This window comes from Kribbella sp. NPDC048915, assembly GCF_040649595.1.
Lineage (GTDB): Bacteria > Actinomycetota > Actinomycetes > Propionibacteriales > Kribbellaceae > Kribbella.
This window is the reverse complement of sequence record NZ_JBEZFT010000105.1, coordinates 1-22865: the sequence shown is the minus strand read 5'-3', so window position 1 is coordinate 22865 and position 22865 is coordinate 1. Positions and strand designations below refer to the sequence as shown.

20 protein-coding genes are annotated in these 22865 nt (G+C 68.4%); 7 read left to right on the top strand and 13 right to left on the bottom strand.

All coding sequences use genetic code 11. The features are described from left to right. Window positions 1-589 precede the first annotated feature (589 nt). From AB0B82_RS32395 to AB0B82_RS32385, 3 genes are all read left to right on the top strand, one after another. The gene (locus tag AB0B82_RS32395) at window positions 590-3160 is read left to right on the top strand and encodes a X2-like carbohydrate binding domain-containing protein (RefSeq protein WP_360177326.1); all 2571 of its coding nucleotides are present in this window, start codon (window positions 590-592) and stop codon (window positions 3158-3160) included. Between the two features lie 179 nt (window positions 3161-3339). Continuing rightward, a complete protein-coding gene (locus AB0B82_RS32390; RefSeq protein WP_360177323.1) occupies window positions 3340-4272 on the top strand; it encodes a GTP-binding protein LepA in 933 nt (310 codons plus the stop codon). Then, the gene (locus AB0B82_RS32385; protein ID WP_360177320.1) at window positions 4269-4874 is read left to right on the top strand and encodes a helix-turn-helix domain-containing protein; all 606 of its coding nucleotides are present in this window, start codon (window positions 4269-4271) and stop codon (window positions 4872-4874) included. Before AB0B82_RS32390 ends, AB0B82_RS32385 begins: the two co-directional genes overlap by 4 nt. Before the next feature lie 27 nt (window positions 4875-4901). On the opposite strand, the gene AB0B82_RS32380 is transcribed toward AB0B82_RS32385, so the two are convergent. Beyond that, on the bottom strand, window positions 4902-5711 hold the full coding sequence (locus AB0B82_RS32380; protein ID WP_360177317.1) for an NPP1 family protein: 810 nt from the start codon (window positions 5709-5711) through the stop codon (window positions 4902-4904). A gap of 101 nt (window positions 5712-5812) precedes the next feature. Continuing rightward, complete coding sequence (locus AB0B82_RS32375; RefSeq protein ID WP_360177314.1) at window positions 5813-7216, bottom strand: FAD-dependent oxidoreductase; 1404 nt, start codon at window positions 7214-7216, stop codon at window positions 5813-5815. A 54-nt stretch (window positions 7217-7270) separates the two neighbouring features. Here AB0B82_RS32375 and AB0B82_RS32370 point away from each other — a divergent pair, with 54 nt between their 5' ends. After that, window positions 7271-8971: an alpha-amylase family protein gene (locus AB0B82_RS32370; protein ID WP_360177311.1), complete on the top strand. Its 1701-nt coding sequence runs from the start codon at window positions 7271-7273 to the stop codon at window positions 8969-8971. Here AB0B82_RS32370 and AB0B82_RS32365 read toward each other — a convergent pair whose 3' ends face one another. Both AB0B82_RS32365 and AB0B82_RS32360 read right to left on the bottom strand, forming a co-directional pair. Continuing rightward, window positions 8972-10174: an MFS transporter gene (locus AB0B82_RS32365; RefSeq protein WP_360177308.1), complete on the bottom strand. Its 1203-nt coding sequence runs from the start codon at window positions 10172-10174 to the stop codon at window positions 8972-8974. Next, window positions 10174-11529 (bottom strand): ADP-ribosylglycohydrolase family protein, encoded by a 1356-nt coding sequence (locus tag AB0B82_RS32360; protein WP_360177305.1) that lies wholly within the window; start codon window positions 11527-11529, stop codon window positions 10174-10176. The genes AB0B82_RS32365 and AB0B82_RS32360 overlap by 1 nt, the downstream gene beginning before the upstream one ends. Window positions 11530-11579: 50 nt before the next feature. Here AB0B82_RS32360 and AB0B82_RS32355 point away from each other — a divergent pair, with 50 nt between their 5' ends. Further along, entirely contained in the window at window positions 11580-12149 is a 570-nt protein-coding gene (locus tag AB0B82_RS32355) for a putative glycolipid-binding domain-containing protein (RefSeq protein WP_360177302.1), read from the top strand. Window positions 12150-12154: 5 nt separating this feature from the next. Here the strand turns inward: AB0B82_RS32355 and crcB (AB0B82_RS32350) are convergent, their stop codons facing one another. The 3 genes from crcB (AB0B82_RS32350) to AB0B82_RS32340 all read right to left on the bottom strand — a co-directional run bounded on the left by crcB (AB0B82_RS32350) (window position 12155) and on the right by AB0B82_RS32340 (window position 14342). Then, window positions 12155-12526, bottom strand: a complete 372-nt coding sequence (gene crcB, locus AB0B82_RS32350) for a fluoride efflux transporter CrcB (protein WP_360177299.1) — start codon at window positions 12524-12526, stop codon at window positions 12155-12157. After that, window positions 12523-12999 carry a fluoride efflux transporter CrcB gene (crcB, locus tag AB0B82_RS32345; protein WP_360177296.1) on the bottom strand — a complete coding sequence of 159 codons (477 nt, stop codon included), beginning with the start codon at window positions 12997-12999 and terminating at the stop codon, window positions 12523-12525. The genes crcB (AB0B82_RS32350) and crcB (AB0B82_RS32345) overlap by 4 nt, the downstream gene beginning before the upstream one ends. A gap of 305 nt (window positions 13000-13304) precedes the next feature. Continuing rightward, complete coding sequence (locus AB0B82_RS32340; protein WP_360177293.1) at window positions 13305-14342, bottom strand: hypothetical protein; 1038 nt, start codon at window positions 14340-14342, stop codon at window positions 13305-13307. 219 nt (window positions 14343-14561) lie between these two features. Here AB0B82_RS32340 and AB0B82_RS32335 point away from each other — a divergent pair, with 219 nt between their 5' ends. Further along, on the top strand, window positions 14562-15023 hold the full coding sequence (locus AB0B82_RS32335; protein ID WP_360177290.1) for a hypothetical protein: 462 nt from the start codon (window positions 14562-14564) through the stop codon (window positions 15021-15023). A gap of 831 nt (window positions 15024-15854) precedes the next feature. Here AB0B82_RS32335 and AB0B82_RS32330 read toward each other — a convergent pair. The 4 genes from AB0B82_RS32330 to AB0B82_RS32315 all read right to left on the bottom strand — a co-directional run bounded on the left by AB0B82_RS32330 (window position 15855) and on the right by AB0B82_RS32315 (window position 18640). Then, the gene (locus AB0B82_RS32330) at window positions 15855-16073 is read right to left on the bottom strand and encodes a hypothetical protein (protein ID WP_360177287.1); all 219 of its coding nucleotides are present in this window, start codon (window positions 16071-16073) and stop codon (window positions 15855-15857) included. Between the two features lie 600 nt (window positions 16074-16673). Then, a complete protein-coding gene (locus tag AB0B82_RS32325; RefSeq protein WP_360177284.1) occupies window positions 16674-16910 on the bottom strand; it encodes an antitoxin in 237 nt (78 codons plus the stop codon). Between the two features lie 15 nt (window positions 16911-16925). Then, entirely contained in the window at window positions 16926-17684 is a 759-nt protein-coding gene (locus AB0B82_RS32320) for a hypothetical protein (protein WP_360177281.1), read from the bottom strand. 350 nt (window positions 17685-18034) lie between these two features. Next, the gene (locus AB0B82_RS32315; RefSeq protein WP_360177278.1) at window positions 18035-18640 is read right to left on the bottom strand and encodes a sigma-70 family RNA polymerase sigma factor; all 606 of its coding nucleotides are present in this window, start codon (window positions 18638-18640) and stop codon (window positions 18035-18037) included. Between the two features lie 704 nt (window positions 18641-19344). Between AB0B82_RS32315 and AB0B82_RS32310 the strand changes: the two genes are divergently transcribed. Continuing rightward, a complete protein-coding gene (locus AB0B82_RS32310) occupies window positions 19345-19842 on the top strand; it encodes a DUF2505 domain-containing protein (protein ID WP_360177275.1) in 498 nt (165 codons plus the stop codon). 22 nt (window positions 19843-19864) lie between these two features. Here the strand turns inward: AB0B82_RS32310 and AB0B82_RS32305 are convergent, their stop codons facing one another. Both AB0B82_RS32305 and AB0B82_RS32300 read right to left on the bottom strand, forming a co-directional pair. Further along, entirely contained in the window at window positions 19865-21406 is a 1542-nt protein-coding gene (locus AB0B82_RS32305) for a DUF4139 domain-containing protein (protein ID WP_360177272.1), read from the bottom strand. A gap of 57 nt (window positions 21407-21463) precedes the next feature. Then, on the bottom strand, window positions 21464-22399 hold the full coding sequence (locus AB0B82_RS32300) for a hypothetical protein (protein ID WP_360177270.1): 936 nt from the start codon (window positions 22397-22399) through the stop codon (window positions 21464-21466). Window positions 22400-22865: the final 466 nt, after the last annotated feature.

Below are 22865 nucleotides of genomic sequence, written 5' to 3'. Positions count from 1 at the left end.
CGCCGCTCTTCGGTTGTTTCATCGAGGGCGGCGTGGGGCGGAGCGTGTGGTGAAGGGTGTGGAACCCACAACACGGTGGGTGAACCCACCGTGCGGCGGTAGCCCGGAAACCCCTAAGACCATGCCGAACCAGCACCCCGGGCAACCACCCAGGGCAACCACCCCGGGCAACCACCCCGGGCAACCACCCCGGGCAACCACCCCAGGCCGTACCACCAGGAGAGAACCCCCAACACGAAGGGTTGCCCCACCGTGTTGGCCCACGCGATGCACCCCGACGGCCGCGGTCACCCAGGAGACCCCGGGCAGCACGCGGCCGCCCTCGACCCGCGCCGAGCTACCACGCCAGCCGCCCGGCGAACCCGGTCAACCCGGCTGACGGCGGAGGCTTGAACAGGGTGTCGTGCGTGTGGATCGGTTATTGCTTGTGCAAGGTCCCGGGCGGGTGTCCAGGGTCCCGGCTGGTTGTGAGGTCCCGGGTGAGCAGTATCTGTCCTCCTTCGGCGCTTGCAGGGCTGAAATCTTGACAAGGTTAAGTAAATAGTTCCAATATCCTATCCGATTCGGTTCTCTCAGAGAGGTCACCGCCATGACCAGATCCGTTCGGAGCAGGGTGTTGCGAGCCGCGACCGCGGGGCTCGTCGTCGCCGGCCTGCTACCGGCAGCGTCCAGTACGTCGACAGCGGCACCACCACCGGCCCCCTCGGCCGCATCCGCACCGCCGGCGCGCGTCGCGCCGGCGGCCCCGGCGGTCGAGCGGTCGGGGCCCGCGGGGGACAAGGCGCTCAAGCCCTACATGGGCTGGAGCAGCTACAGCATGCAGGTCTACAACACCAGCGGCGGCAGCTGGATCACTGCGGAGCAGTTGATCGCCCAGTCCGACGCGATGCACGCGAAGCTGCAGCCGTACGGGTACGAGTACATCAACATCGACGCCGGATGGAACGACGGTATCGACGGCTACGGCCGGCCGACGCCGAGCAAGAAGCTCTACCCGAACGGCCTGCAGGCGGTCATCGACCACATCCACGCCAACGGCCAGAAGGTCGGTCTGTACGGGATTCCGGGGGTCAGCCAATCGCTGATCGACGCGAAGCTGCCGATCTACGGCGCACCGGAATGTACGACTGCCGACCTGCCGGTCCGGCCGCTGCAGCGCGCCGACTACTGGGGCTTCGGGTACCGGATCGACTTCCAGAACCCGTGCGGGCAGAAGTACATCGACTCGATCGCGGACCTGTACGGGTCGTGGGGCCTGGACTTCCTGAAGTTCGACAGCGTGACGCCGGGATCGGGGATCAGTGATCTCTCGCTGGACGCCCGCGACGAGGTCAAGGCTTGGTCGCAGGCGCTGAAGCGGCACAACATCTGGCTCGAGCTGTCCTGGGCGCTCGACATCAACTACGCCGACACCTGGAAGCAGTACGCGAACGGCTGGCGGATCGACTGGGACGTCGAGTGCTATTGCCCGGGCGTGGCGCTCACCGCCTGGCCGAGCATCAGCCGGCTGTTCCCGAAGCTCGCCGACTGGTGGCGGCACGCGGGCCCGGGCGGCTGGAACGACCTCGACTCGCTCGACGTCGGCAACGGCCAGATGGACGGCCTGACCAAGGACGAGCGCCGTACGGCGACCACGCTCTGGGCAGTGTCCGCGGCGCCGCTGTACATCGGCAACGACATGACCAGGCTCGACTCGTACGGACTCGAGCTGCTGACCAACCGCGAGGTGATCGCGGTCAACCAGGCGGGCCGTCCGGCGCATCCGGTGTCGATGAAGACGAACCGTCAGGTGTGGTTCGCGCTGAACCCGGACAGCTCGTACACCGTTGCCTTGTTCAACCTCGGTCAGACCGACGCCGACATGACCGTGAACTTCGCCGACCTCGGACTGCACGGCGCCGCGAAGGTACGCGACCTGTGGGCGCGCAAGGACGTCGGCACCTTCGCGTCGAGCTACACCGCGAAGGACGTCCCGATCCACGGCACCCGGCTGTTCAAGGTCACGCCGCAGAAGAACGCTGCGATCTCGGTCAACGACGACGACCCGCGCGTCACGTACGACGGGGCGTGGCAGCGCAACGGCAACAACGAGGTCCCGGCGACGTCGCAGGCGCTGACGGTCAAGGTGAAGAACCCGGCCGCACCGCAGGCCACCAAGGCAGCCCAGCGGGCGACCGAGCCGCGGGGTGTCCTGGGCAAGAAGCTCGCCGCGGCGCCGAACACCGACACCTCCGCGTCAGGCGCGGTGGCGGCGGGTACCCGCACCGTTGAGATCAACAACAATCACCCCGACATCGTCTACACCGGCAACTGGAACTACAGCGGCGGGCGTGGTCTCGGCGACTACCAGGACGACGTGCAGTGGACGGAGGGCAACGGCGACGCGTTCTCGTACAGCTTCGTCGGGACCGGCGTCGACTATGTGACCGAGACCGATCCAGGTCAGGGTGACGTCGACATCTACATCGACGGCGAGTTCAAGCAGACCGTCAGCACTTACATGGACCCGTCGCAGGGGAACAACAAACCGCAGCAGGTGGTGTTCAGCATTTCCGACCTGCCGAACGGGAGCCACACGATTCGGGGCGTGAAGAAGTCCGGCCAGTTCATGCTGGTGGACAAGTTCAACGTCCGGCAGGAAAGTCTGCTGAACCCGGAGGCGGTGACGTTCAACCGGTCGGCGCCGGCTGACGTCAGCTTCCAACTCGGTCGCGACCAGGAGGAGCTGGGCGGAATCGCGAAGGCGGGCCAGGACCTGGTGAAGGGCACCGACTACACCGTCGACGGCACCACAGTGACGATCAGCAAGGCGTACCTCGGCACGTTGCCGTCCGGTGACACCGCGCTCGACGTCCGCTTCCGTGGGGACTATCGCGACGACATCCATGCGACGAAGGAGGACGGTGCCGCGGTCGGCCTGACCTTCACCGGTACCGGCGTGCACTGGACCACGGCGCTCGCACCGGACCAGGGAGAGGCGGACGTGTACGTCGACGGCAAGCTGGTCCGCCGGGTGAATCTGCACCACGACACCCGGGTGACGAACCGGACCGTGTTCGCGCTGACCGGGCTGAAGAACGCGCAGCACACCATCCGCATCGTCAAGGTGAACGGCGACGTGCTCCGCCACGACGCGGTCGGATATTCGATCGGCAAGTAATACAACGACAAGCACACCTCTTCGGCGGGTGGTGGTCCTCGGACCGCCACCCGCCGTCGTGTTGCCGGGCTCACAGATATCGCCGGCCCTCTGACTGACTGATCAGTCAGTTATCTTGCTACGCTTTCTTCGGGGGAAGCGCCCAGGCATCCCTGTCGGAGCGAGCGAGGTGCCGCCTTATGTCGTTGCGCGATGTCACCGTCCCACGCCGCCGCGGTCGCCGGCGGGAAGACTCCCGGCTTGCCGATCATGTCGATCGGCTGGGCGAGGAGCATCCGCCGATCCCGCTCGGCAGCGTGGACTACACGATGCACAACCCCGAGTTGCTGGCCGCGGAGTTCGGCCCGGTGCTGGCGTACATGACCCGCGTCGAGCTCGAGGTCGAGCGCAACGTGCTGGAGCTGAACGCGCTGCTGCCCGATCCGCCCGAGGTCGACCGGCGCTTCTACGCCGACGTCTGGATGCCGCAGGAGACGCGGCACGGGCAGATCCTGGACAAGCTGCAGCAGCTGATCGGCGTCGAGCCGCACGTGCCGAACCTGAGCGAGGTCTCGTTCAAGCTGCGGTTCCTCGGCGCGCTCGGCCGGGCGCGCGGGGTCCAGGACATCAGCCGGATGCTCTATTACCTGACCGGTCTGGCCACCGAGCGGTCCGCGGTCCTTGCCTACAACAAGCTCCATGCCGGGCTGCTCGAGCTCGGCGAGCGAGCGATCGCGGCGACGGTGGTCGCACCGATCAAGCGGCAGGAGCCCGGCCACTTCGCGTACTACCAGCTGGCCGCCCAGCAGCTGTGGGATCAGCTGTCCGGCTGGCAGAAGTGGCTGACCCGCGAGCTTCGCAAGCGGTCCTTCGAGGTGGTCGGTGCGTACAACAAGCGGCAGGTGGCCGACTTCGGTGACGTGATGACCGCGTTGAAGATGAGTGCCGGCGGTGAGCCGGAGCTGCGGAAGTACGCGCGGCAGGTCGGGCGCGCCGAACACGAGCTGATGTGGGCGAAGAGTCGCGGCCTCAAGGTGCCGGACTACGTCTTCAAAGCCCTCAAGCGAGCCGCCGTGGCCGCGGCCGACCGGAGAGGCGAGGACTGGCCGGCCCCCGAACCGACGCGATCATGACCGCCCGCGCGCACGCGCGGCATCCGTCGCGCGGCACCGGGCGGCCGTCGAAGCGGCAGCTCATCATCGAGACGGCCGAGCGGCTGTTCGCGGACCACGGGTACGACGCCACCTCGACGGCCCGGATCGCGACCGAGGCCGGCGTACCGTCGGGGCTGGTGTTCTACCACTTCGCGACCAAGCTCGATCTGCTGCTTGCGGTGGTGCAGGAACGTCCGGTGCCGAGCGAGGCGCTGCGGTCGGCCGCGCGCAGCCGGACGGTACGGCGCCGGCTGCGGGCGATCGTCGCGACCCTCGCCGAAGAGATCGAGAACGACCGCGCCGTCCGGATCATCGTGTTCCGGGAGGCGCAGGGCCGCCCGGAGATCGCCTCCCGGGCGGCCGAGTTGTTCGCCGAGGCCACCGAGACGGTGGCCGGGGTGCTGACCGGCGCCGACGACCTGGTCGCCGACTCGGCCCGCGTGCACACCGCCGCCGAGTTGCTGGTCAGCCGCGTCTTCCTCGACGCGGTCGCGCTCGGCCAGGCCGAGACGGCCACCAAACGGCACGCGGCGATGATCGACCTGCTCGCCGAGTCGCTCACCGGCGGCGCCCACGAGTGAACGCCGCCGCAGCGAGCGGCCGGTCCGTCAGGCCCACGGATCGAAGGGGATCCCGGACGGCCGGGATGCGTTCAGCAGGTAGCGGAACCGGTCGTCCTTGTCGGTGATCTTGATCGTCGCGGAGCCGAAGTCCGCGTTCATCAGCGTGTCCCGCAACGCCGTACTGGGGAAGCCGGTCCAGTCGACGAGCGGCGGGTAGCGCCAGGAGTGGTAGTGGTTCTCCGGCGGCTCGTCGTTGCTGTTGGCGAGCCGGAAGAAGTGTGTGCTCGCGCCGTCCTTGTGGTAGACGACCTTCGGGTGCGAGCCGTCGAACCGGACCTGTGAGCGGCTGTAGGTGACCTGGCTCGAGTGCTGGGTGGTGGTCACGTACTCGACCTGGTTGGTCGACTGGTTGACCCAGGAGATGACGTGTTCCCAGTCGTGCCGGTGGCCGCCGAGGCTGCTGCCCGGGAGCGCCTGGTCCTTCTCGAAGTAGCTGGCGTAGACGATCGCGCACCAGCCGTTGTTGCATTTCGAGCGGGCATAAGTCTGGGAGTTGTCCAGATCGGACTGGTCGCGGCATTGGCCGTTCACCGCGCCGGACGGGTTGAGGCCGGGGTTGAGCGTGCCGTCCGGGCCGATCGCCGGCGTCGCGTAGCAGCCGTCGGTGTCGTAGTCGTAGGCCGGCGAGAACGACTGCTCGTAGCCGCCGGCGTTCTGCGGCAGGTTCGGCGGTGGGACGGCGTACGCGAAGGCCGCCGAGGTGATCAGCAAAGCAGCGGTGCCGAGCACGACGCCGAGCGTTCGGCGTGTTCGGTGCGTTCGGCGTTTGGGGCGGGTGGGGGCGGATTCCGGCATCGAGCGCTCCTTCGAAGATTTACTTCAGGGCGGAAAGGAACGACACGAGGATGCCAGGAAACGGCGACGCCCGACCAGACGTCGGTCGAACTTTCCCTGACTCAGTTGTCGGGCAGCGCCAGCGGTTTGGTCGCCGGACCGTCCAGAACGGCACCGTCGGCGGCGAAACGTGAGCCGTGACAGTTGCAGTCCCACGTGCCGTCACCCTCGTTCCAGCGCAGTGGGCAGCCCAAATGTGTACAGACCGGGGCCTTCGTGTGGAGCCGGCGTACGTGGCCGACGGCGAATTCCTTGCCGACCTTCAGGTTGTCCTGAACGAGTTTCGCGACTGCGCGGGCGTCCCCGATCCGCCCGGCGTCGAACGTGCCGGACCAGCGGTTGTCGCGGCCGAGGACGGTATCGCGGAGGATGCCGGCGGCAACGGTGCCGTTGCTGAGCCCCCACTTCTGCATGCCGGTCGCGATCAGCACGGGCGAGCCGGGTGCCTTCCCGACGTACGGGAGCTGGTCCGGAGTGCTGAAGTCCTCGGCCGACCACCTGTACTGCGGCTCGACCTTGGTGTGCCACAGTTCGCCGACCCAGTCGACGAGGCTCCGGTACGACGCGTCGGTGTCCTCCTCGGCGCCCGTCTCGTGACCGCTGCCGACCACGATCAGGCCGTTCGGTCCGCCGCCCGGCCAGGGGCGGGTCGACCGCGACGGCGAGTCGGCGGAGATCGTCATCGCGGTGGGCGCCTCGACCGGGAGTTCGACCGCGATGCCGTGCGACTGGTTCGGACGGGTGCGGGCGAAGTACCCGCCGATGAGGCCGATCGGCAGCAGCGTCGCGACGACCGCATGGTCAGCTACGACGGTCCGGCCGGACGACGTCCGCGCCTCGACACGATCGCCCTTGGACCCCACGTCCGTGACGCGGCTGTGTTCGAAGATCAGCCCGCCGGCCGCGGTGAAGGCGGCCGCCAGACCGCCCAGGTAGCGGACCGGGTGCAGCAGCACCTGGTCGTCGAAGCGGACCGCACTGGCCGCGGTCAGTGGCAGCCCCAGCTCGGCGGGGTCGGCCGCCGAAGCCGGCAGACCGAGGTCGCGTGCCACCTCCGCCTCGCGGGCCAGATCGAGGTCGCCGTTCGCGTAGACATAGGACGGCGTCCGGGTGAGCTCGCAGTCGATGCCGAGCCGCCGGACCAGGTCCTCGACCTCGTCGACGGCCGCCTGATTCGCCTGTGCGTACTGCTGCGCCTTGTCACGCCCGTGGCGATCCAGCAGCGACGCATAGATCGCACTGTGCTGTGACGTGACCTTGCCGGTGGTGTTTCCGCTGGTCCGTCCGCCGATCCGCCCGCCGTCGAGCAGTACGACCGCGAGTCCCTCCTGTTGCAGGTGGAGCGCGGTCGTCAGCCCGATCAGCCCGCCGCCGACGACCAGGACGTCGCATTCCTGGTCGTCGTCGAGCGCGTCGTACGTCGGCAGGTTCGCAGTGGCCAGCCAGACCGAGTTCTGCATCGTCATGCCCTGCCGGTGCCCGGTCGTGTGAGCCGCCAACCGCGGGGTACCGGGCCGGACATGCGGCTCACGGCGACGGCGGACGTCTGGTGGAAGAACGCGGTGGTGTACTGCCTGGACGTCGAGACCTTCTTCGACACCGACGGCGACGGGGTGGGCGACCTGCGCGGCGTGGGCCAGCGCATCGACCACCTGGCGGAGCTCGGCGTGACGTGCTTGTGGCTGATGCCGTTCTACCCGACGCCGGACCGTGACGACGGGTACGACATCACCGACTTCTACGGCGTGGACAAGCGGCTCGGGACGCACGGTGACCTGGTCGAGCTGATCACGCTGGCCCGCGATCGGGGGATGCGCGTGATCGCGGACCTGGTCGTCAACCACACGTCGGACCAGCACCCGTGGTTCCGCAGTGCGCGGTCGTCGCGCGATTCGCCGTACCGCGACTGGTACGTATGGCGCGACGAGCCGCCGCCGGACGCGGCGGAAGGCGTCGTGTTCCCGGGCGAGGAGACCAGCGTTTGGCAGTACGACGAGGAGGCCGGGCAGTATTACCTGCACCGGTTCCACAAGTACCAGCCGGATCTGAACATCGCGAACCGTGAGGTCCGTGAGGAGATCCAGCGTGTGGTGGGCTTCTGGTCGGAGCTGGGCCTGTCCGGGTTCCGGGTGGACGCGGTGCCGTTCCTGCTCGAGACGACCGGTGCGGACGGCGCGGCCGAGTTGCCCGATCCGCACGACTTCCTGCGGGACCTGTGCACCTTCCTGCACCGCCGGCACGGGCAGTCGATCCTGCTCGGCGAGGTCAATCTGCCGTACCCCGACGTACGGCGCTTCTTCGGCGACGAGGACGGCGACGAGCTGACGATGTGTTTCGACTTCATCGGGATGCAGCGGCTGTACCTGTCGCTGGCGCGCAACGACCCAGCCGAACTGGTGAAGGCGCTGCGGGAGCGACCCGATCCGCCCGAGGAAGGGCAGTGGGGAACGTTCGTCCGCAACCACGACGAGTTGACGCTGGACAAGCTGTCGGACGCGGAGCGGCAGGAGGTGTTCGACGCGTTCGGGCCGGACGAGACCATGCAGCTGTACGGGCGCGGGCTGCGGCGCCGACTGCCTCCGATGCTGGACAACGATCAGGCGCGGTTGCGGATGATCTACAGCCTGCTGTTCTCGCTGCCCGGTACGCCGGTGCTGTTCTACGGCGAGGAGATCGGCATGGGGGAGAACCTCGCGGCGGAGGGCCGGGACGCGGTGCGGACGCCGATGCAGTGGACGGCCGATGCGAACGGCGGATTCTCGACGGCGGACCCGTCGCGGTTGCCGGCGCCGATGGTGGCGGGTGAGCTGGGACCGGCGGCGGTGAACGTTGCGGCGCAGCGGCGTGATCCGTCGTCGCTGTTCAGCTGGATGAAGCTGCTCGTGCAGCGGTACCGCGAGAGCCCGGAGCTGTCATGGGGCAACTGCACGATTCTGGAGACCGGGGTGCGGTCGGTGTTCGCGCATCGCTCGGACCACGAGGACGGGACGATCGTTGCCGTGCACAACTTTGCGCCCGCGCCGGTCGAGGTCGACGTACCGGTCGCCGGCAACGGCCTCGGCCTGCGCGCGGTCGACCTGCTGGCGTCTGCTGCTGGGTCCGGCGACGCGACTGCGAGTACGACGCCGCTCGGTGACGACGGCGTGCTGTCGCTGGAGCTTGCGCCGTACGGTTGCCGCTGGCTGCGCATCGTCCGGCCGGGGGACCGCTACCTGGTCTAGTTAGGCAGGCTCGGCGCGCTCCCGGTTGCCGAGGATCACGAAGGCGACGATCGCGACCGAGGTCAGGCAGGCCGGGATGAAGAACACGTGCGGCAGGCCGATCGCGGCCACGCCGATACCGCCGATGGTGCCGCCGATCGCCGACCCGAGCGGGATGGCGCTCAGGAACACCCCGGACGCGGTGCCGACTCCCTCGGGGTAGAGCCGCTGGGCGATCGACACCCCGAGCGCGCCGGCACAGGCCCACAGTCCGGCGGTCAGCGCCTGGCCGACGAACAGCCCCAGCACCGAGGTGCTGAGTGCGTAGGCGAGGTTGCCGGCCAGGCCGAGGACGGCGCCCGCGGTCATCGCCCGCATCGCCCCGAACCGGTCGGCGAGCCGCGCGACGAGCGGGAGCAGGGCGAGCTCGAGCAGCGGCTGGATGCCGATCACCGCACCGCGCATCGAGTCCGACACGTGCAGTTGCTCGGCCATGTAGATCGGCAGGTACCCGAACTTGATCGTGTCCCCGGTCATCGCGAGCACACAGACGCCGGTGAAGATCAGCAGCGGCAGCATGTGGTCGATCCGCCGACGTTCGGTCGGTTCGTCCGTGTGCGTGTCGACGTACCGCTCGACGCGTTGCCGACCGAGCGGGATCAGCTGGGCGAACACACAAGCAGCCGTGGCCAGGAGCAAGGGCCGTAGTCCGAAGACACCGCCGAACCAGCTGCCGAGCACCGGTCCGAGCATCCACCCGACCGTGAAGGCCATCCGGACCGTCGCGACGACCCGGTTCTCCGCGCGGGTCGGATGCCGGCTGAGTTCGTCGCGGCAGGCCGCGAACAGCTGCGCCATCGAGCCGCCGGCCACGCTCAACGCCAGCGCGCTGATCACGAACGGCATCCAGATCGCGGTCGCCGACGCCATCGCGACCCAGCCGAGCGCACCGACCACCGAGCAGATCCGGAACCACAGCAAGCGGTTCGCAGCGCGGTCCGACCAGCGGCCGACCGCGAAGCCGGCGATCGGTGCGGCCAGGTTCGTCACGTAGTACAGACCGGCGACCGGCAACGGCGTACCGAGCTCGCGGACCAGGAAGAGGGTCAGCTGCGGGGTCGCCGCCGACAGTCCGATGCCGGCGATAAGCAGCGAGAAGAAGGCGGAGCGGTAGAACGTCGACCGGAAGACGATGCCGAGGGCGGACTCCGATCGATCCAGCATCACTCCAAGCCTCGGACGGCGAGCTGGACAGTCCGGTCGGCGAGGTCGGAGATCCTGGAGTTGTCGAAGCCGAAGAGCGCCGAGCGGGTACGGTCCTCCAGCGGCGCGATGAGGTGTTCGGGGAGTCCCTTCGTGCCGGTGAGGACGCCGAGGATCGAGCCGACCGTGGCGCCGTTCGAATCCGTGTCCCAGCCGCTCATGACGACCCGGCCGACCCCGGTCAGGTAGTCGCCGTCCGACCACAGCAACGCCGCCGCCACGATCGCCGCGTTGTTGATCGTGTGCACCCAGGAGTAGTGGCCGTACCGCTCCTGGATGACCTTGAGCGCGTCCTTCCACGCCACGCCGTCCGCCTCGAGTGTCAGGACCGCGCGGAGCGCTTCCGCCAGCCGCGACTCCGGCGGTACGACGCCGGTCGCTCGCTCGACCATCTCGCGCGGGGAGGACGCGGTGAACGCCGCTGCCACCAGTGCGGCCGCCCACATCTCGCCGTAGATGCCGTTGCCGGTATGCGAGAGGGATGCGTCCTGGTACGACAGTTGCGCGGCCGCCCACGGGTTGCCGGCGTGCACGTACCCGAAGACGTCGCCGCGGATCTGCGCACCGATCCATTCGCGGTACGGGTTCCGTCTGCGCGCCACCTCGGGCACTGTGAAGCCGTTGACCAGGTTCAGATACGCCGCGCGCTCGGCCGTGAACACCTGACCGATCGGGAACAGCCGCGTCCACGCCGCACCCACGTGCTGCGGGCGCAGCGCGGAGCCGTGGGTCTCGAGCAGATGCAGCGCGAGAATCGCGTAATCGATGTCGTCGTCCCGCGCGGAGCCTTTGACGTTGCCGCGGGTAGTCTGGGGCCAGCAGTCCACCAGACGGAAGCCGTCGGGCATCGGGTCGAGGACCGGCACGTAGTCGCGCAGTGGGTAGGCGTCGGCCCGCGTCAAGTACTCCCGGATGCGGTCGGACGTCCAGTAGTCACCGGACTCGACGGGCTTCCCGACGTTGCAGCCCGCGATCCGGCCCAGCCAGCCGGCGTGGATCTTGTCCGCGAGTCGGCTTTCCGGGACCGCGGTCAGGGTAGGACGCGCGGTCAGCGTGGCGTCGATGTCGGCGAGTGCGTCCGGTTCGACGTACGGCCAGTCGGGGCGGCGGGTTGCCTGCGTCATCCGGTCCACGAGGCCGAGTACCGCCGTCCGGTCGGCTGGGTCGGTCCGGTTCGCCTCGCGCACGATTTCGTCGACGTCATACCCGGTCTCGCGCCGCTGCCGTACCTCGTCGGCGAGGAGATCGGTCGGCTGCATCGCGTCGTACCGGCGGCTCGCGTAGCCCGAGCCCAGCTGCACAGGTTGATCCGTCACAGTCGTAGTCCATCACGGCCGGTCTTGCGGTGCGCGGCTAAAGTTCGATCATGAGACTGCGTGCGCTGCCGGCCGCGGCGTCGTGGCAGCACACCGGCGCACGGGTCGGATTCGAGGTGCTGTTCGCCGGTGCCGGACGGTTGCGCGGCCGTACGGCGGCGCGCGAAGGCGATTCGACCTGGTCGGTCGGGTACGATGTCCTGCTCGCCGTGGACTGGACCACGCGGGCCGTGACCGCGACGAATTCGGCCATCGACGGTGATCGTCGGGTCGAGCTGACCCGGTCGGTCGACGGACGCTGGACCGTTGACGGTGCTCCGCGGCCGGACCTCGACGGGTGTGCGGACGTCGACTTCGAGTCGTCGGCGGTGACGAACACGCTGCCGGTGCATCGACTCCCGTTCGTGCCGGGTGCGACGTTCGACGTACCGGCCGCGTTCGTCCGGGCCGATGAGCTGCGGGTGGAGCGGCTGGAGCAGCGCTACACGCTGATCCGTTCCGACGAGGAGCAGCACGTCTTCCGCTACCAGTCAGCGACCTTCGACTTCGAATGCGAGCTGACGTTCGATGCTGCGGGGCTGGTGCTCGACTACCCGGGGATCGCGACCCGCGACAGCTGATCCAGTCATCCCCAGATCGCCGTACTCACGGCGACGCCAAGTAAGACGCTTCCCAGCCCAGCCGTGATGCTGACGACAACATTGGCGACTGCGAGGAAGCGCGCCCGCTCCTCAGCGAGGCGGACGGTCTCGTAGGAGAACGTCGAGTACGTCGTGAGCGCACCGCAGAACCCCGTGCCGACGAGCAACTGGACGCCGTGCGGGAGCGCGGTCGATGCGCCGGCCAGGAACCCGAGAACCAGCGAGCCGACCACGTTGACGGCGAAAGTGCCCCATGGGAACGGCGAGTTGTGCCGGGCCTGCACCGCCCGGTCCGCGACGTAGCGCAACGGTGCGCCGACCAGGCCGCCGGCGATCACGAGCAGCAGCCGGGTCATCGCATCCTCCGGGCGACGAGACGCCGGGTCGCGGCCATGGTGATGCTGACCGCGAGCAGTGCGCCGACGATGGTCGCGACCAGGTAGAGCAGCCCGGTCACGACCTCGCCGGCGGAGACGAGTCGCTCGATGTCGACGGCATACGTCGAGAAGGTCGTGAACCCGCCGAGGACGCCGGTGCCGAGGAACGGGCGCAGGTAGCGCTGCCGGGGGAGGACGTCGGTGACCACCACCATCAGGATGCCGATCAGGGCGCAACCCACGACGTTGACGACGAGCGTGCTGATCGGGAAGGCCTGGGGCGGTGCGGGCCAGGCGATTCCGACCAGGTAGCGCGCGGCGGCACCGAACGCGCCGCCGATCGCGATCACGCCGATGACGGCCAGGTCGGGGGAGCGACCGGTGCGCGCGTCGAGGGTCAGGTCGACGTCCGGGTCGACCGGTCCCTTGGGCATCGCGGGGTCGTGCTGCACGGATCCTCCTACCGGAATCGACCTCACGGCAGGGCGCAGTGAGGTTCGTCAGGTAGGGACTGTTGGCCGCCGGACGGCGACGGTTGGATCCGGTGAGCCCCACCACCGGTCGAACTCGAACCAGAGTACCCGGTCGCGGCGACGGCCACGATCAGTGGTCCGCAGTGCGGTCGTTCGTACGTCGTCGTCCGGTGCGGCGTTTTGGGTACGCCGTCCGCGGTGCGGTCGTTCGGTCCGTCGTCCTCCGGTGCGAGGACGGCGTACCCGGTGCTGCGTCAGCCGGTGCAACGTCAACCGGTGCTGCGTCAGCCGCCGTTGAGGACGTCGTACTTCGGGGCGATCCGGAAGTACTGCGGGTCGGAGAAGGTCAGCGGAACCTTGCCGAGGCTGCGGATCACCGTGCTCGTACCGTTGGCGTGACCAACGGCGTACAGATAGCCGGACTGCTTGTCGCGGTCGATGCCGAGCAGCAGCGTGCCGTTCGTGCCGCACTTGGTCGCGATCAGCTGCTCGAAGCCCTGCCACGTCGAGCCGCGCACCGTCTTGCCGGTCGGGGCGCCCCGGTACTTGGTCGGCCAGGTGACCGTGACCAGCGTGCCGGAGCGGGTGTTGGCGAGGAACGTCTCCGAGGTCGAGGTCCGGCCGATGAGTGCGATGCCCTTGACCGTGCTCAGTCCGCCCACGCCCGCCGTACTACGCCAAGCATTGCCTTCCTTGAGCCAACGGTGGGTGGTGCCGTCGGTGCGCTGACCGTACAACTGGACCCGGGCCGGGCCGGAGGCGCTCGGCTGGTAAACCGACTGCTCGATCCAGCGGTAGTTGGACCAGCCGCCGCCGATCCGGAGATTGTCGTGCGGGTAGTGCGGGTCGATCTGGCTCTGCCCGTCGACGGCGAACGAACTCGAGTACAGCGCGCCGGCGATCACGGTCAGCCCGGACCGCGCCTCACCGTTCGTGCCTTGCGGTGTACCGGTGAACGTGCTGATCTTCTGCACCTGATTGGCCCCGAACACACCCGCCGTACCGCGGACCCCGCCGATCGTGATCGGTGCGGTGGCGTTGATCATCCGGCTGCTGAACGCGCCGTTCGCCGTCACCGAACCGAGCCGCAGCGCGCATGCCGCTGTCGTTGCTGTCTTTGCTGTGGCGGTGCTGGTCGTGCTGCTCTTGTTGGCGGTGTTGGCGGTGTTGGCGGTGTTGGCGGTGTTGGCTGTGTTGGCTGTGTTGGCTGTGTTGGCGGTGTTGGCGGTGGCCGGGTTGGCCTGTGCCGACGGGACCATGGCCGCCCCGAGCCCGACGGCGAGCATGCCGGCCGAAGCCAGACCTGCGGTCTTGCGAATCATCACGATCGTTCCTCCCCTGACGCGAAGGCACCCCAGCCTCCGTCACCGCATTGGAGTACTCGCGCGAGAGAAGAGTTCACGACGACGTTGCAGCCGAATCTCGGAACCGATCAGGGCTGTGATGTGACGTCCGCGACAAGCCGCGACCAGGGTCAGTGGCGCTGCCTTCCTGGTAGACACAGGGGATGCGACGGTGAAGCGGAATGGGGTTGCGATTCGATGGTGATGGCGTGGCGGTTCGGTGCCGTTGACGTCGACGCCGTCATGTCGGTGATGCGTGACGCGGCAACTTTCGCGGACTGGATGCTCGCCGTACCCCCGGACCTGCGCGCAAGCGCGAACTGGCCGCAGCCCGGCAGCGTCATCGAACGCCACGACGGCCGCGAACCCCGCGCCCGCCACGCCCACAACCGCCACCTCTCTGTCGCGATCGTCGAAACCTGGCACCCCGACCACGAACTCGTCCTCCGGCTCCGCAGTGGCCTCGGCGGCTGGGTCCGCGTCACCGTCAACGTCCAGCCCCGCCCCGGCGGCGCCCTCCTCGAAGTCCGCGCCGACCCCCTCACCGCCACCGCCCGCCTCCGCTACACCGGTACCGCCCGCACCCGAGCCGAAGAACGCTGCGCCCAGGTAGCCGAACGCCTGATCGCCCTGGCCACCCAAGAACCCGCCACCGACTGACCACCACCCGCCGGCCCCCACCACCTGAGCGACCAACGCACTCCACCCACGAGACCGTCCACCGTCCACGCGTAAGCACTCAGAATGTTCTGGGCCTTCGTGATGTCGGCGGGGGAGATGGCCGCCCCCCTGGCGCCCGCCTGCACTTCGTGGATCCGCGAGCTGCGTTCGGGGTGCACCTGTCGCTGTTCACGTGTGGGTGGTTTGTCGCTTCTCCTGGCACGAATCCGCGAGTTGCGTCCGGACTCCATCTGGCGCGGATCCGCGGATTGCGTCCGGACTGCACCCGTCGCTGTTTACGCGCGGGTGGCCTATGGGCTTCTCTTGGCGGGGATCCGCGGGTTGCGGGCGGGGTGCACCTGTCGCTGTTCACGCGCGGGTGGCTTGCCGGCTTCACTGCGCGGATCCGCGGGTCGTTGAGCTGTCCATAGAAGTCGACGAGCAGCACAACGGCGTGCGGATACCTGATGGATGGGGACGGTTGATGACGTGCCGCTGCCGCGCGCGTGCCGCGACTGTCGTCTGCCTCACTTTGTGCACCAGATCCGTAGATTTCGCGCCGCGACGTACGGATCTGGTGCACAAAGTCGGCTGACTCGGCGCCGCGTGGTACGGCCCGGGGTCGTGATGAGCGACGCCGCCGGCTGGGACTGGACCTGGGCACGCGACTCGGCCGACCGTTGCGGTTTGCGCGGGCCGGCCGGTCGAGGTGTGCGCGGGCCGGCAGTCGAGGTCGGGTTGGCCGGTCGTGAGGCCCCGACGCCGGGGGATATCCGTTCGTGTTAGGGGTTGTCTGCTCGTCTACCAGCAGAGAACCCCCACGACGAGCGGTTAACCTATCGTGTTGGCCCGGACGACGGTGTTGGCGCGGACGACGGTGTTGGCGCGGGCGACGGTGTTGGCGCGGGCGACGGTGTTGGCGCGGGCGACGGTGTTGGCGCGGGCGACGGTGTTGGCGCGGGCGACCGTGTTGGCCCGGACGACGGTGTTGGCCCGGACGATTTGCCACGGCCGCGGTACCTCGGCACGAGCTGACGACCACCAGACCACTCAAGTCACCCAGGCCGCCCCGTCACCCAGGTCACCCAGGCCGCCTTGTCGGCCAGGCACCCAGGTCGCGTCGTTACCGAGGTCGCCTTGTCGGCCAGGTCACCGAGGTCGCCTTGTCACCGAGGTCGCCTTGTCGGCCAGGTCACCGAGGTCGCCCTGTAGCCCAGGTCGCCAGCGAACTGAGGTCACCGAGGTCAGCCCGGTCAGCTCGGTCAGCTCGGTCAGCCCGGCCGTGCGGACCGCCGCCGTGGGTACGCCGATCGGCGCTGTTCGTCGAGTTCACACACCACACTGCACGGCGGACCGCCGAAACGCTCCTAGGAGGATTTTCCCTGTGACAGTGGAGGATATCTGCCCGCGATACGTCGAAAACCCTCCTTAGATCCGCGACTACAACCGGCACGCATCACACGCGCGGCGGCGGGAAGTCGTCTGATGTCCATGACGCGGTCGCGGACCCGACGGAGTTCGGGTGGCTGAGATCGCGTGGCGTCGTGACGCAATCGTGAGGTCCAAAGAGGCGTGAGTGGTGGTGCCGGGGTTCGGGGACATGCGTGAGGCGGTCGTGGGAGTCCACGACCGCCTCGGTTGCTGAGTGGTTCAGCTTTGGTTGTTGGTGATGTCGTCGTCTTGGCCGTCCAGGCCGTCGAGGCGGTCCTTGGCTACGTCGACACCTTGGTCGATCTTGTCGCCGTACTGCCCGCCGGTCTTCTCGTCGACGAAGTCGCCGGCCTTGTCGAGCCCGTCACCGACCTTGTCGCCGTGTCCGTCCACCAGATCGGACGCCTTGTCCTTCAGGCTCTCGGCGGCATCCTTGAGGTTGTCGAAAACGCCCATGTGCGTACTCCCCGTTCAGTTTCCGTAGTTGCTGTCGCTGTCGCTTCCGCCACTGGCGCCGTATCCGCCGCCTGTGGAACCTTCACCTTCGCGGGATTCCCCGTAGCCGCTGCCGCCGCTACTCTCGCCGACGCCGTATCCGCCGCCAGAGGAACCTTCCTCGGACTGCCCGAAGCCTCCACCTGCAGAACCCTCGTCGGACTGCCCGAACCCACCGCCCGTGGATCCACCGTCGGACTGCCCGAACCCACCTGCGGATTCACCGCCGGACTCTTGGCCGAAGCTGCCTGCGGATTCACCGCCGGACTCTTGGCCGAAGCTGCCTGCGGACTCACCGCCGGACTCTTGCCCGAAGCCACCACCCGCGGAATCTCCGCCGGATCGACCACCGCCCGAGTCTCCGCCCTGGCTGTAGTTGCCTCCGGCCTCGTCCTCCCGGCCGTAGCCGGCACTCGACTCGCCACCGAGTCCTTCGGATCGTCCGCCCTGTTCGACGTCACCGCCGGACCGGCCGGATCCGCCGCTCTCGACGTCGCCACCGGAACGCTCGGATCCACCGTCGAAGCCGCCGCCCGCGCTCTCGGACTGACCGCCCTGGCCGTACCCACCCCCGTCGGAGCCGTACGAGCTCTCGCCGCCGGATTCCCCTCCGCCGGAATCGCCACCGAACTCGTTGCCCCGCTCACCGGATCCGAACTCGCTTCCGGAATCCGCGCGGCCGCCCTGCTCGCCGAACTGGTTGTCGTTCTCCTGCTGTTCGTACGGATTGCTCATGCGCAATCTCCCCGTCGAATCTGAAGTTCCGGCCGCCCAATCACTGCGCGAGCTGAAGAACGCTCCACCAGTGCACGACGGGGCGGCCGTGAGCCGGATGGCACCCGCCCTTCCTACCCAAACCCCACCGGCAGCGCAAGAACTCAGCCCCCATGTCGCGTCACAAGCAGTGGGAGTACCGGGTTCTTGCCGTTGGCCACGATTGTGCGGATAGGGGCCAACGGCAAGCGGTCGTAGGATAACGGTCGTCGGGTCGCAGCTTTCGGAACACGGCTGTCCGATCGCGGCCCTCGGGCCGTGGATGTCGGTCGCGGAGATTGGCTGCAGGCTGCGGCTCGCGTGGCGGGTGGTTACAGTCCGTCGAGGATGCGGCGGAGGCGGTTCGTTGCGCGGAACTGGAGTTGTTTGACTGCTCCGTCGGAGCGGTCCATCGCGGCGGCGGTTTCGCTGATCGACAGACCGGCGAAGAACCGCATCAGCAAGCATTCGCGTTGATCCTCCGGCAGGTGGTCCATCGCGCGGCGCAGCGACGCTTCGCTCACCGACGCGAGTGCGGCCTGCTCCGGGCCGATCGAGTCGTCCACCTGCGGATCGACCTCGTCGGTGACGATCGCCAGCCGGCTCCAGCCCGAACGGTGGTGGTCGATCACCACGTTGCGGGCGATCGTGATCAGCCAGGCCGCGAAGTTCAGTTGCGCCCGCGGCCGCCGGGCGATCGCACGGAACGCGCGCAGGAACGTCTCGCTGGTCAGATCTTCGGCCGCGCTGCGGGACGTGGTCTTGCTGTACGTGTACCGGTAGATCGACGGCAGGTATCGGTCGTAGAGCCGACCGAACGCCGTGGTGTCGCCCGCTTGCGCGAGTCTGATCAGTTCGTCCTCGTCGTCGACCTGGTCGCCGAGTCGGTCGCGGTGATGGTGGTAGTGGTCGGAAACTGCGGCGGTATGTGTGGACATGGTCCGGTTACGCACCGCCCGGTGCGAAGTGGTTGATGGTCATGCGCTTCCTAAGCCCCGTTCTCAGTCAGCTACGCCTTGAACATCACGAAAAGGTTACCGAATGTCGCCCACCGTGTCACCACCTATCCACAGAGTGCCCAAAATTCGCGCTGAAAGGTCAGCGGTGCAGGTGAGCGGTGCAGGTAAGCGGCGGACGGTGGACCAGCGCCAAGCCGGTGAAACCAGTGGTTGGCCGGCGATCCACTGACTCGCGCAACGTACGGCGGCTCCACCTCCGGACCGCCCGCGGGACGGCGTGAGGCTGGGTTCCGGTCGACGTCACAACACCTGGTTGAAGGCGTCGAGGTCAGCGATGCGCAGCGTTGCTGTGGGCAACTAATGGGTGAGGGGTGGGTGGGCGGTCGGAATGGACGGGAACTGCGGTGTTGGTCAGGGGGTGAGAGCTGGACGGCTGAGTCGGTGCGGATCTGGGGTGCTGGATTCGATCGGTTGTGGATTCGGGCGCGCCGTGCGCCGGTCGGCGGTCTTCGCAGGTGTCGTCGTGCACTGCCAGACAGGCGCTGAGATGAGTCGTGGGCAGGGGCAGGCGGGGTCGCGGACGTGAGGCCCGCGGGCGGCCAGGGTGGGGGCCCAGGACGAGGCGGGCGGCAGGAAGGTGCAGGGGCGTGGTGGGGTGGATGGGGGAGAGGGAAGATGGGCTTATGTACTTGTCTCTCGCCACGACGTACGACGCCTCTCCGGAGGAAGTGTTCGCGATGATCACCGATGTCACGTTTCAGGAGCAGGTGTTCGAGCGGGCTCGGGCGCGGTCGTACGACGTGGTGGTGGGGGACGAAGGCGAGGATGTGGCGGTGCAGGTGCATTGGCTGACGCAGGTGTCCGACGTTCCGGTGGTGGTCCGGCGGTTCGTCGGGCACACGCTCGAGTTGGAGCAGTCGAAGACGTGGCATCGGGCCGATGGTGACGGTGCCCGGCTCGCCGATGTGGACGGAGCACTGACGGGTGGGCCGGTGCGGTTGACGGGTACGACGCGGATCGTGCCGGAGGGGAACGGGACCACGCAGGCGTTCGATCTGCAGGTGACCGCCTCCGTCCCGGTGGTCGGTGGGCGCCTCGAGCAGGTTGTCGCGGATGCGGTGCGCTTCCGGTTGGAGAAGAAGTTCGAAGTCGCGTGGTCGTGGCTGTCGGGCGCTCTGTGACGGAACGGTTCGGGCACTGAGGCTACTCGTGCCAACCGGACAGGTTGACGGACTTGGCGGTGTCGACACGGAACCCCAGCTTGAGCTTCGTTTTGGCGCCGGGGGCGAGGTCGAGCTTCCAGGTAATGACGCCGAGGTCGGTGGTTTCGGCGGGCTCGGGGTCGATCGTGAGGGGCTTGACCGTGATCTCGTGGTCGCGTGCGACGGGCAGTTGGTCCAGGACGGTGATGCGGGCCTGGCGCGGGGTGTGGTTCTCGATCGTCGTCTCGTACTCGACCTGCCGGCGGCGGGTCGAACCGAGCGTGGCCTTGGTGGCTTCGCGGCGGACGAGCTTGCGCTCGACGCGGATGCGGTCGTCGAGGCCGAGCGCGAGCTCGACGTCTTCGCCGGGCGCCCACAGCGGTAGCGCGGCGGATCCGACGAAGTCTGCGTCGTGGAAGACGGCCGCCCTCCCAGCGGGGAAGGTGTGCACCGACGAGTTCACCACTGTCGAGCGTAGGTGGACGTCGGTGGAGCGCACCGGCGCGGTGATGTAGTCCAGCTCGGCATCGAGCTCGACGGTGGCGATGGTCGCACGGTGGGTCGCTCCGTCGGCGGGTACGGCGACGGGCCGCGGCGGCTTGTAGCTGGCGGCCGTCACACCCTCCTTCATGATTGCGCTCTGCTCGATGAAGTCAGGAGCTGCCGATCCCGCTGCCTCGAACATTGCGGACTGCGGGACCACGTTGCCGGGAGCGAGCGGTGCAGGTGGGCGGGCACGGTCGAGGTACCACGGCGTCAGCTCGGGAACCTTGGCCGTCACCATCGGGCGCGCCGTCGACAAGGTGAGGTCGCACTCCGGCCAGTCCTCGCCGGTGGTCTGGCGGATCAGGCCGAACCAGTCGAGCGTCAGGCGGTCGTCCTTCAGCCGTACGTCGTAGGAACTGCTCCACCCGGCGCCGCCCACGACGTACGACAACTCGATCTCCATCTCCGCTTCGGCCTCCAGGTGCAGTGCGATGGCGGCGGACCGTCGGTCGGGCGCACACTTCTCGGTCAGCGCGGCGAGCCGACGATCGACGGCGGCGAGGCGGTCCTCGGCGTCTCGGCGTTGGGCGGCGAGCTCTCGGCGGGTCGCCCGTACGGCGGTCAATCGGTTCGTGAGCGACTCCGTGAACGTACCGAGCTCGGCCGGCGATTCGCCGGACGCCAGCGTCCGCGCGAAGCTTCCGCCGGCGCGCTTGGCCAGCTGGCCGAGGAAGGTTTCGAGCTGGACCTGGATGTCGTCGGCATCGGTCAGCGACGCGACCTCGTCCTGCGTGGTGCGCCGCAGTCGCTCGAGCTCGGCGACCGACTCGTCCGGGGCCTGCGGATGGTGGCGCGTCGCGATGTCGACGCCGAGCACGGTCGCCGGTCCGCGCCCGGACACGCGCAAGGACTGCTCGTCGAGCAGCAGCGGCAGCGGCTCGACGTACACCGTCTGATCACCGCCGGGCACCGTCACTCGACCGCGGCGGATCACCCGCGCCCGCTCCGGATACACGGTCACGGCAATGATCGGCGCGTCCACCACGAGTTCACCCATGGACTGACAGTAAGCCGACCGGGAGGTCGTGTGCAGGTGGTTGCGCATCGCACGCCCTCATGCCGCCGTGAGCGATACGCCGAGCTGCTCCATGGCTTCGAGCAACTGCGGTGAATCGTGCACCCGGAACGTGCCGTCGCTGTAGTCGGTGACTTGATGCCACTCGGTGCCGCTCACGTAGTAGACGTGCGGACTGACCGCACCGGGCCTCGTGTTGAAAAGTTCGACGGCGTAGGCAGCCATCCCTGCGAAGGCATCCAGCACCGTCGGGTCCCGGAGGACGTGAACGGCGAGCTCGTTGCGCGAAGGCATCGCGACGAGGCAACCGTGCGCCGGCCTCTCCACACGAAGGACTTCGCGCAGGACGGTGTCGAGCACGAGCGCTCGGGAGGCGGTGAACATGCCGCCTCTCAGGATCGTGAATTCGGCGCGGCTGAAGCGCACGATCTCGACCTGCTCGTCGTTGAGACGGCGTAGGTTCGCCAGGCCGATCCGGCGGGCCTCGTCGGTGGAGAGGCCGAGCCTGTCCACGTCGAAGTACATGGTGACGGCCCGGCCCGTCTGCAGCGCGGGGACGGTGACAACGCCTGGCACGAAGCGGGGTGCGTCGCGGACCACCAGGGGATCCTGGTCGGCTTCACAGATGAGCCGGAGACACAGTTTGCTCTCCAGGTCGTCGGGAATCGTGAGCAGGTCGTCGAGCGCCGGCATCTGGTCGAAGTGGTCCGCGACCACGGCCCGCCATTGCTGACGGGGCAGGCCCGCGACCTTGAGCGCGAGGTTGCCGAGGCCTGCGATCGGTCCGTCCGGCGGAGCGTGGCCGGTGCCGTCCGGGTTGATCGGTCTCAGTGCTCCGAAACCGTCGTATCGCAGGGCGAGTCCGCGCTTCGCGGCGGCGGCCTCGGCCAGCCGGACCAGGCGCGCGGCCTGTCCGTTCGTCAGTGGGGTGAGCACGGGGTGCGGGCGTCGAGTGGCGTTCTTTGGCTGGGTCATGTGCGTCCTCCTTGCCCAAGAACGTACGGACTTCGGCACCCGCAAAATCGACGAATTCGCAATTTGTGGATAACTCGGCGATCGAAACCGTCGCCCCGCACCCGGCGGGACGGCCCGGCGGGACAGCCCGGGTCGCGCACGACGTTTGAGGGGTCAGCCGGGTGTTCTGTCGGAGGCGGTCGGTGGGCGTGAGGGCAGGCATGGTCAGGGCATGAGCGCGCTGTGGTCGTTGGCGGGTGGCAGGCACCGCGGCCGCAGTAGATCGAGGTAGGCAGGTGTCAGGCAGGGGTGGGTTCACCCGGCTCTTGTGACCGATCCGTGGGTGGGTCCGGGTGCCCGAGTCGGCGCCCGCGCTGGACGACCGCGCGCGTCCCCGCGCGGTGGGTTCACCCATCGTGTTGTGGGTTCCTGACCCGTGTGAAGGGTGTGGAACCCACAACACGGTGGGTGAACCCATAGGAAGAGC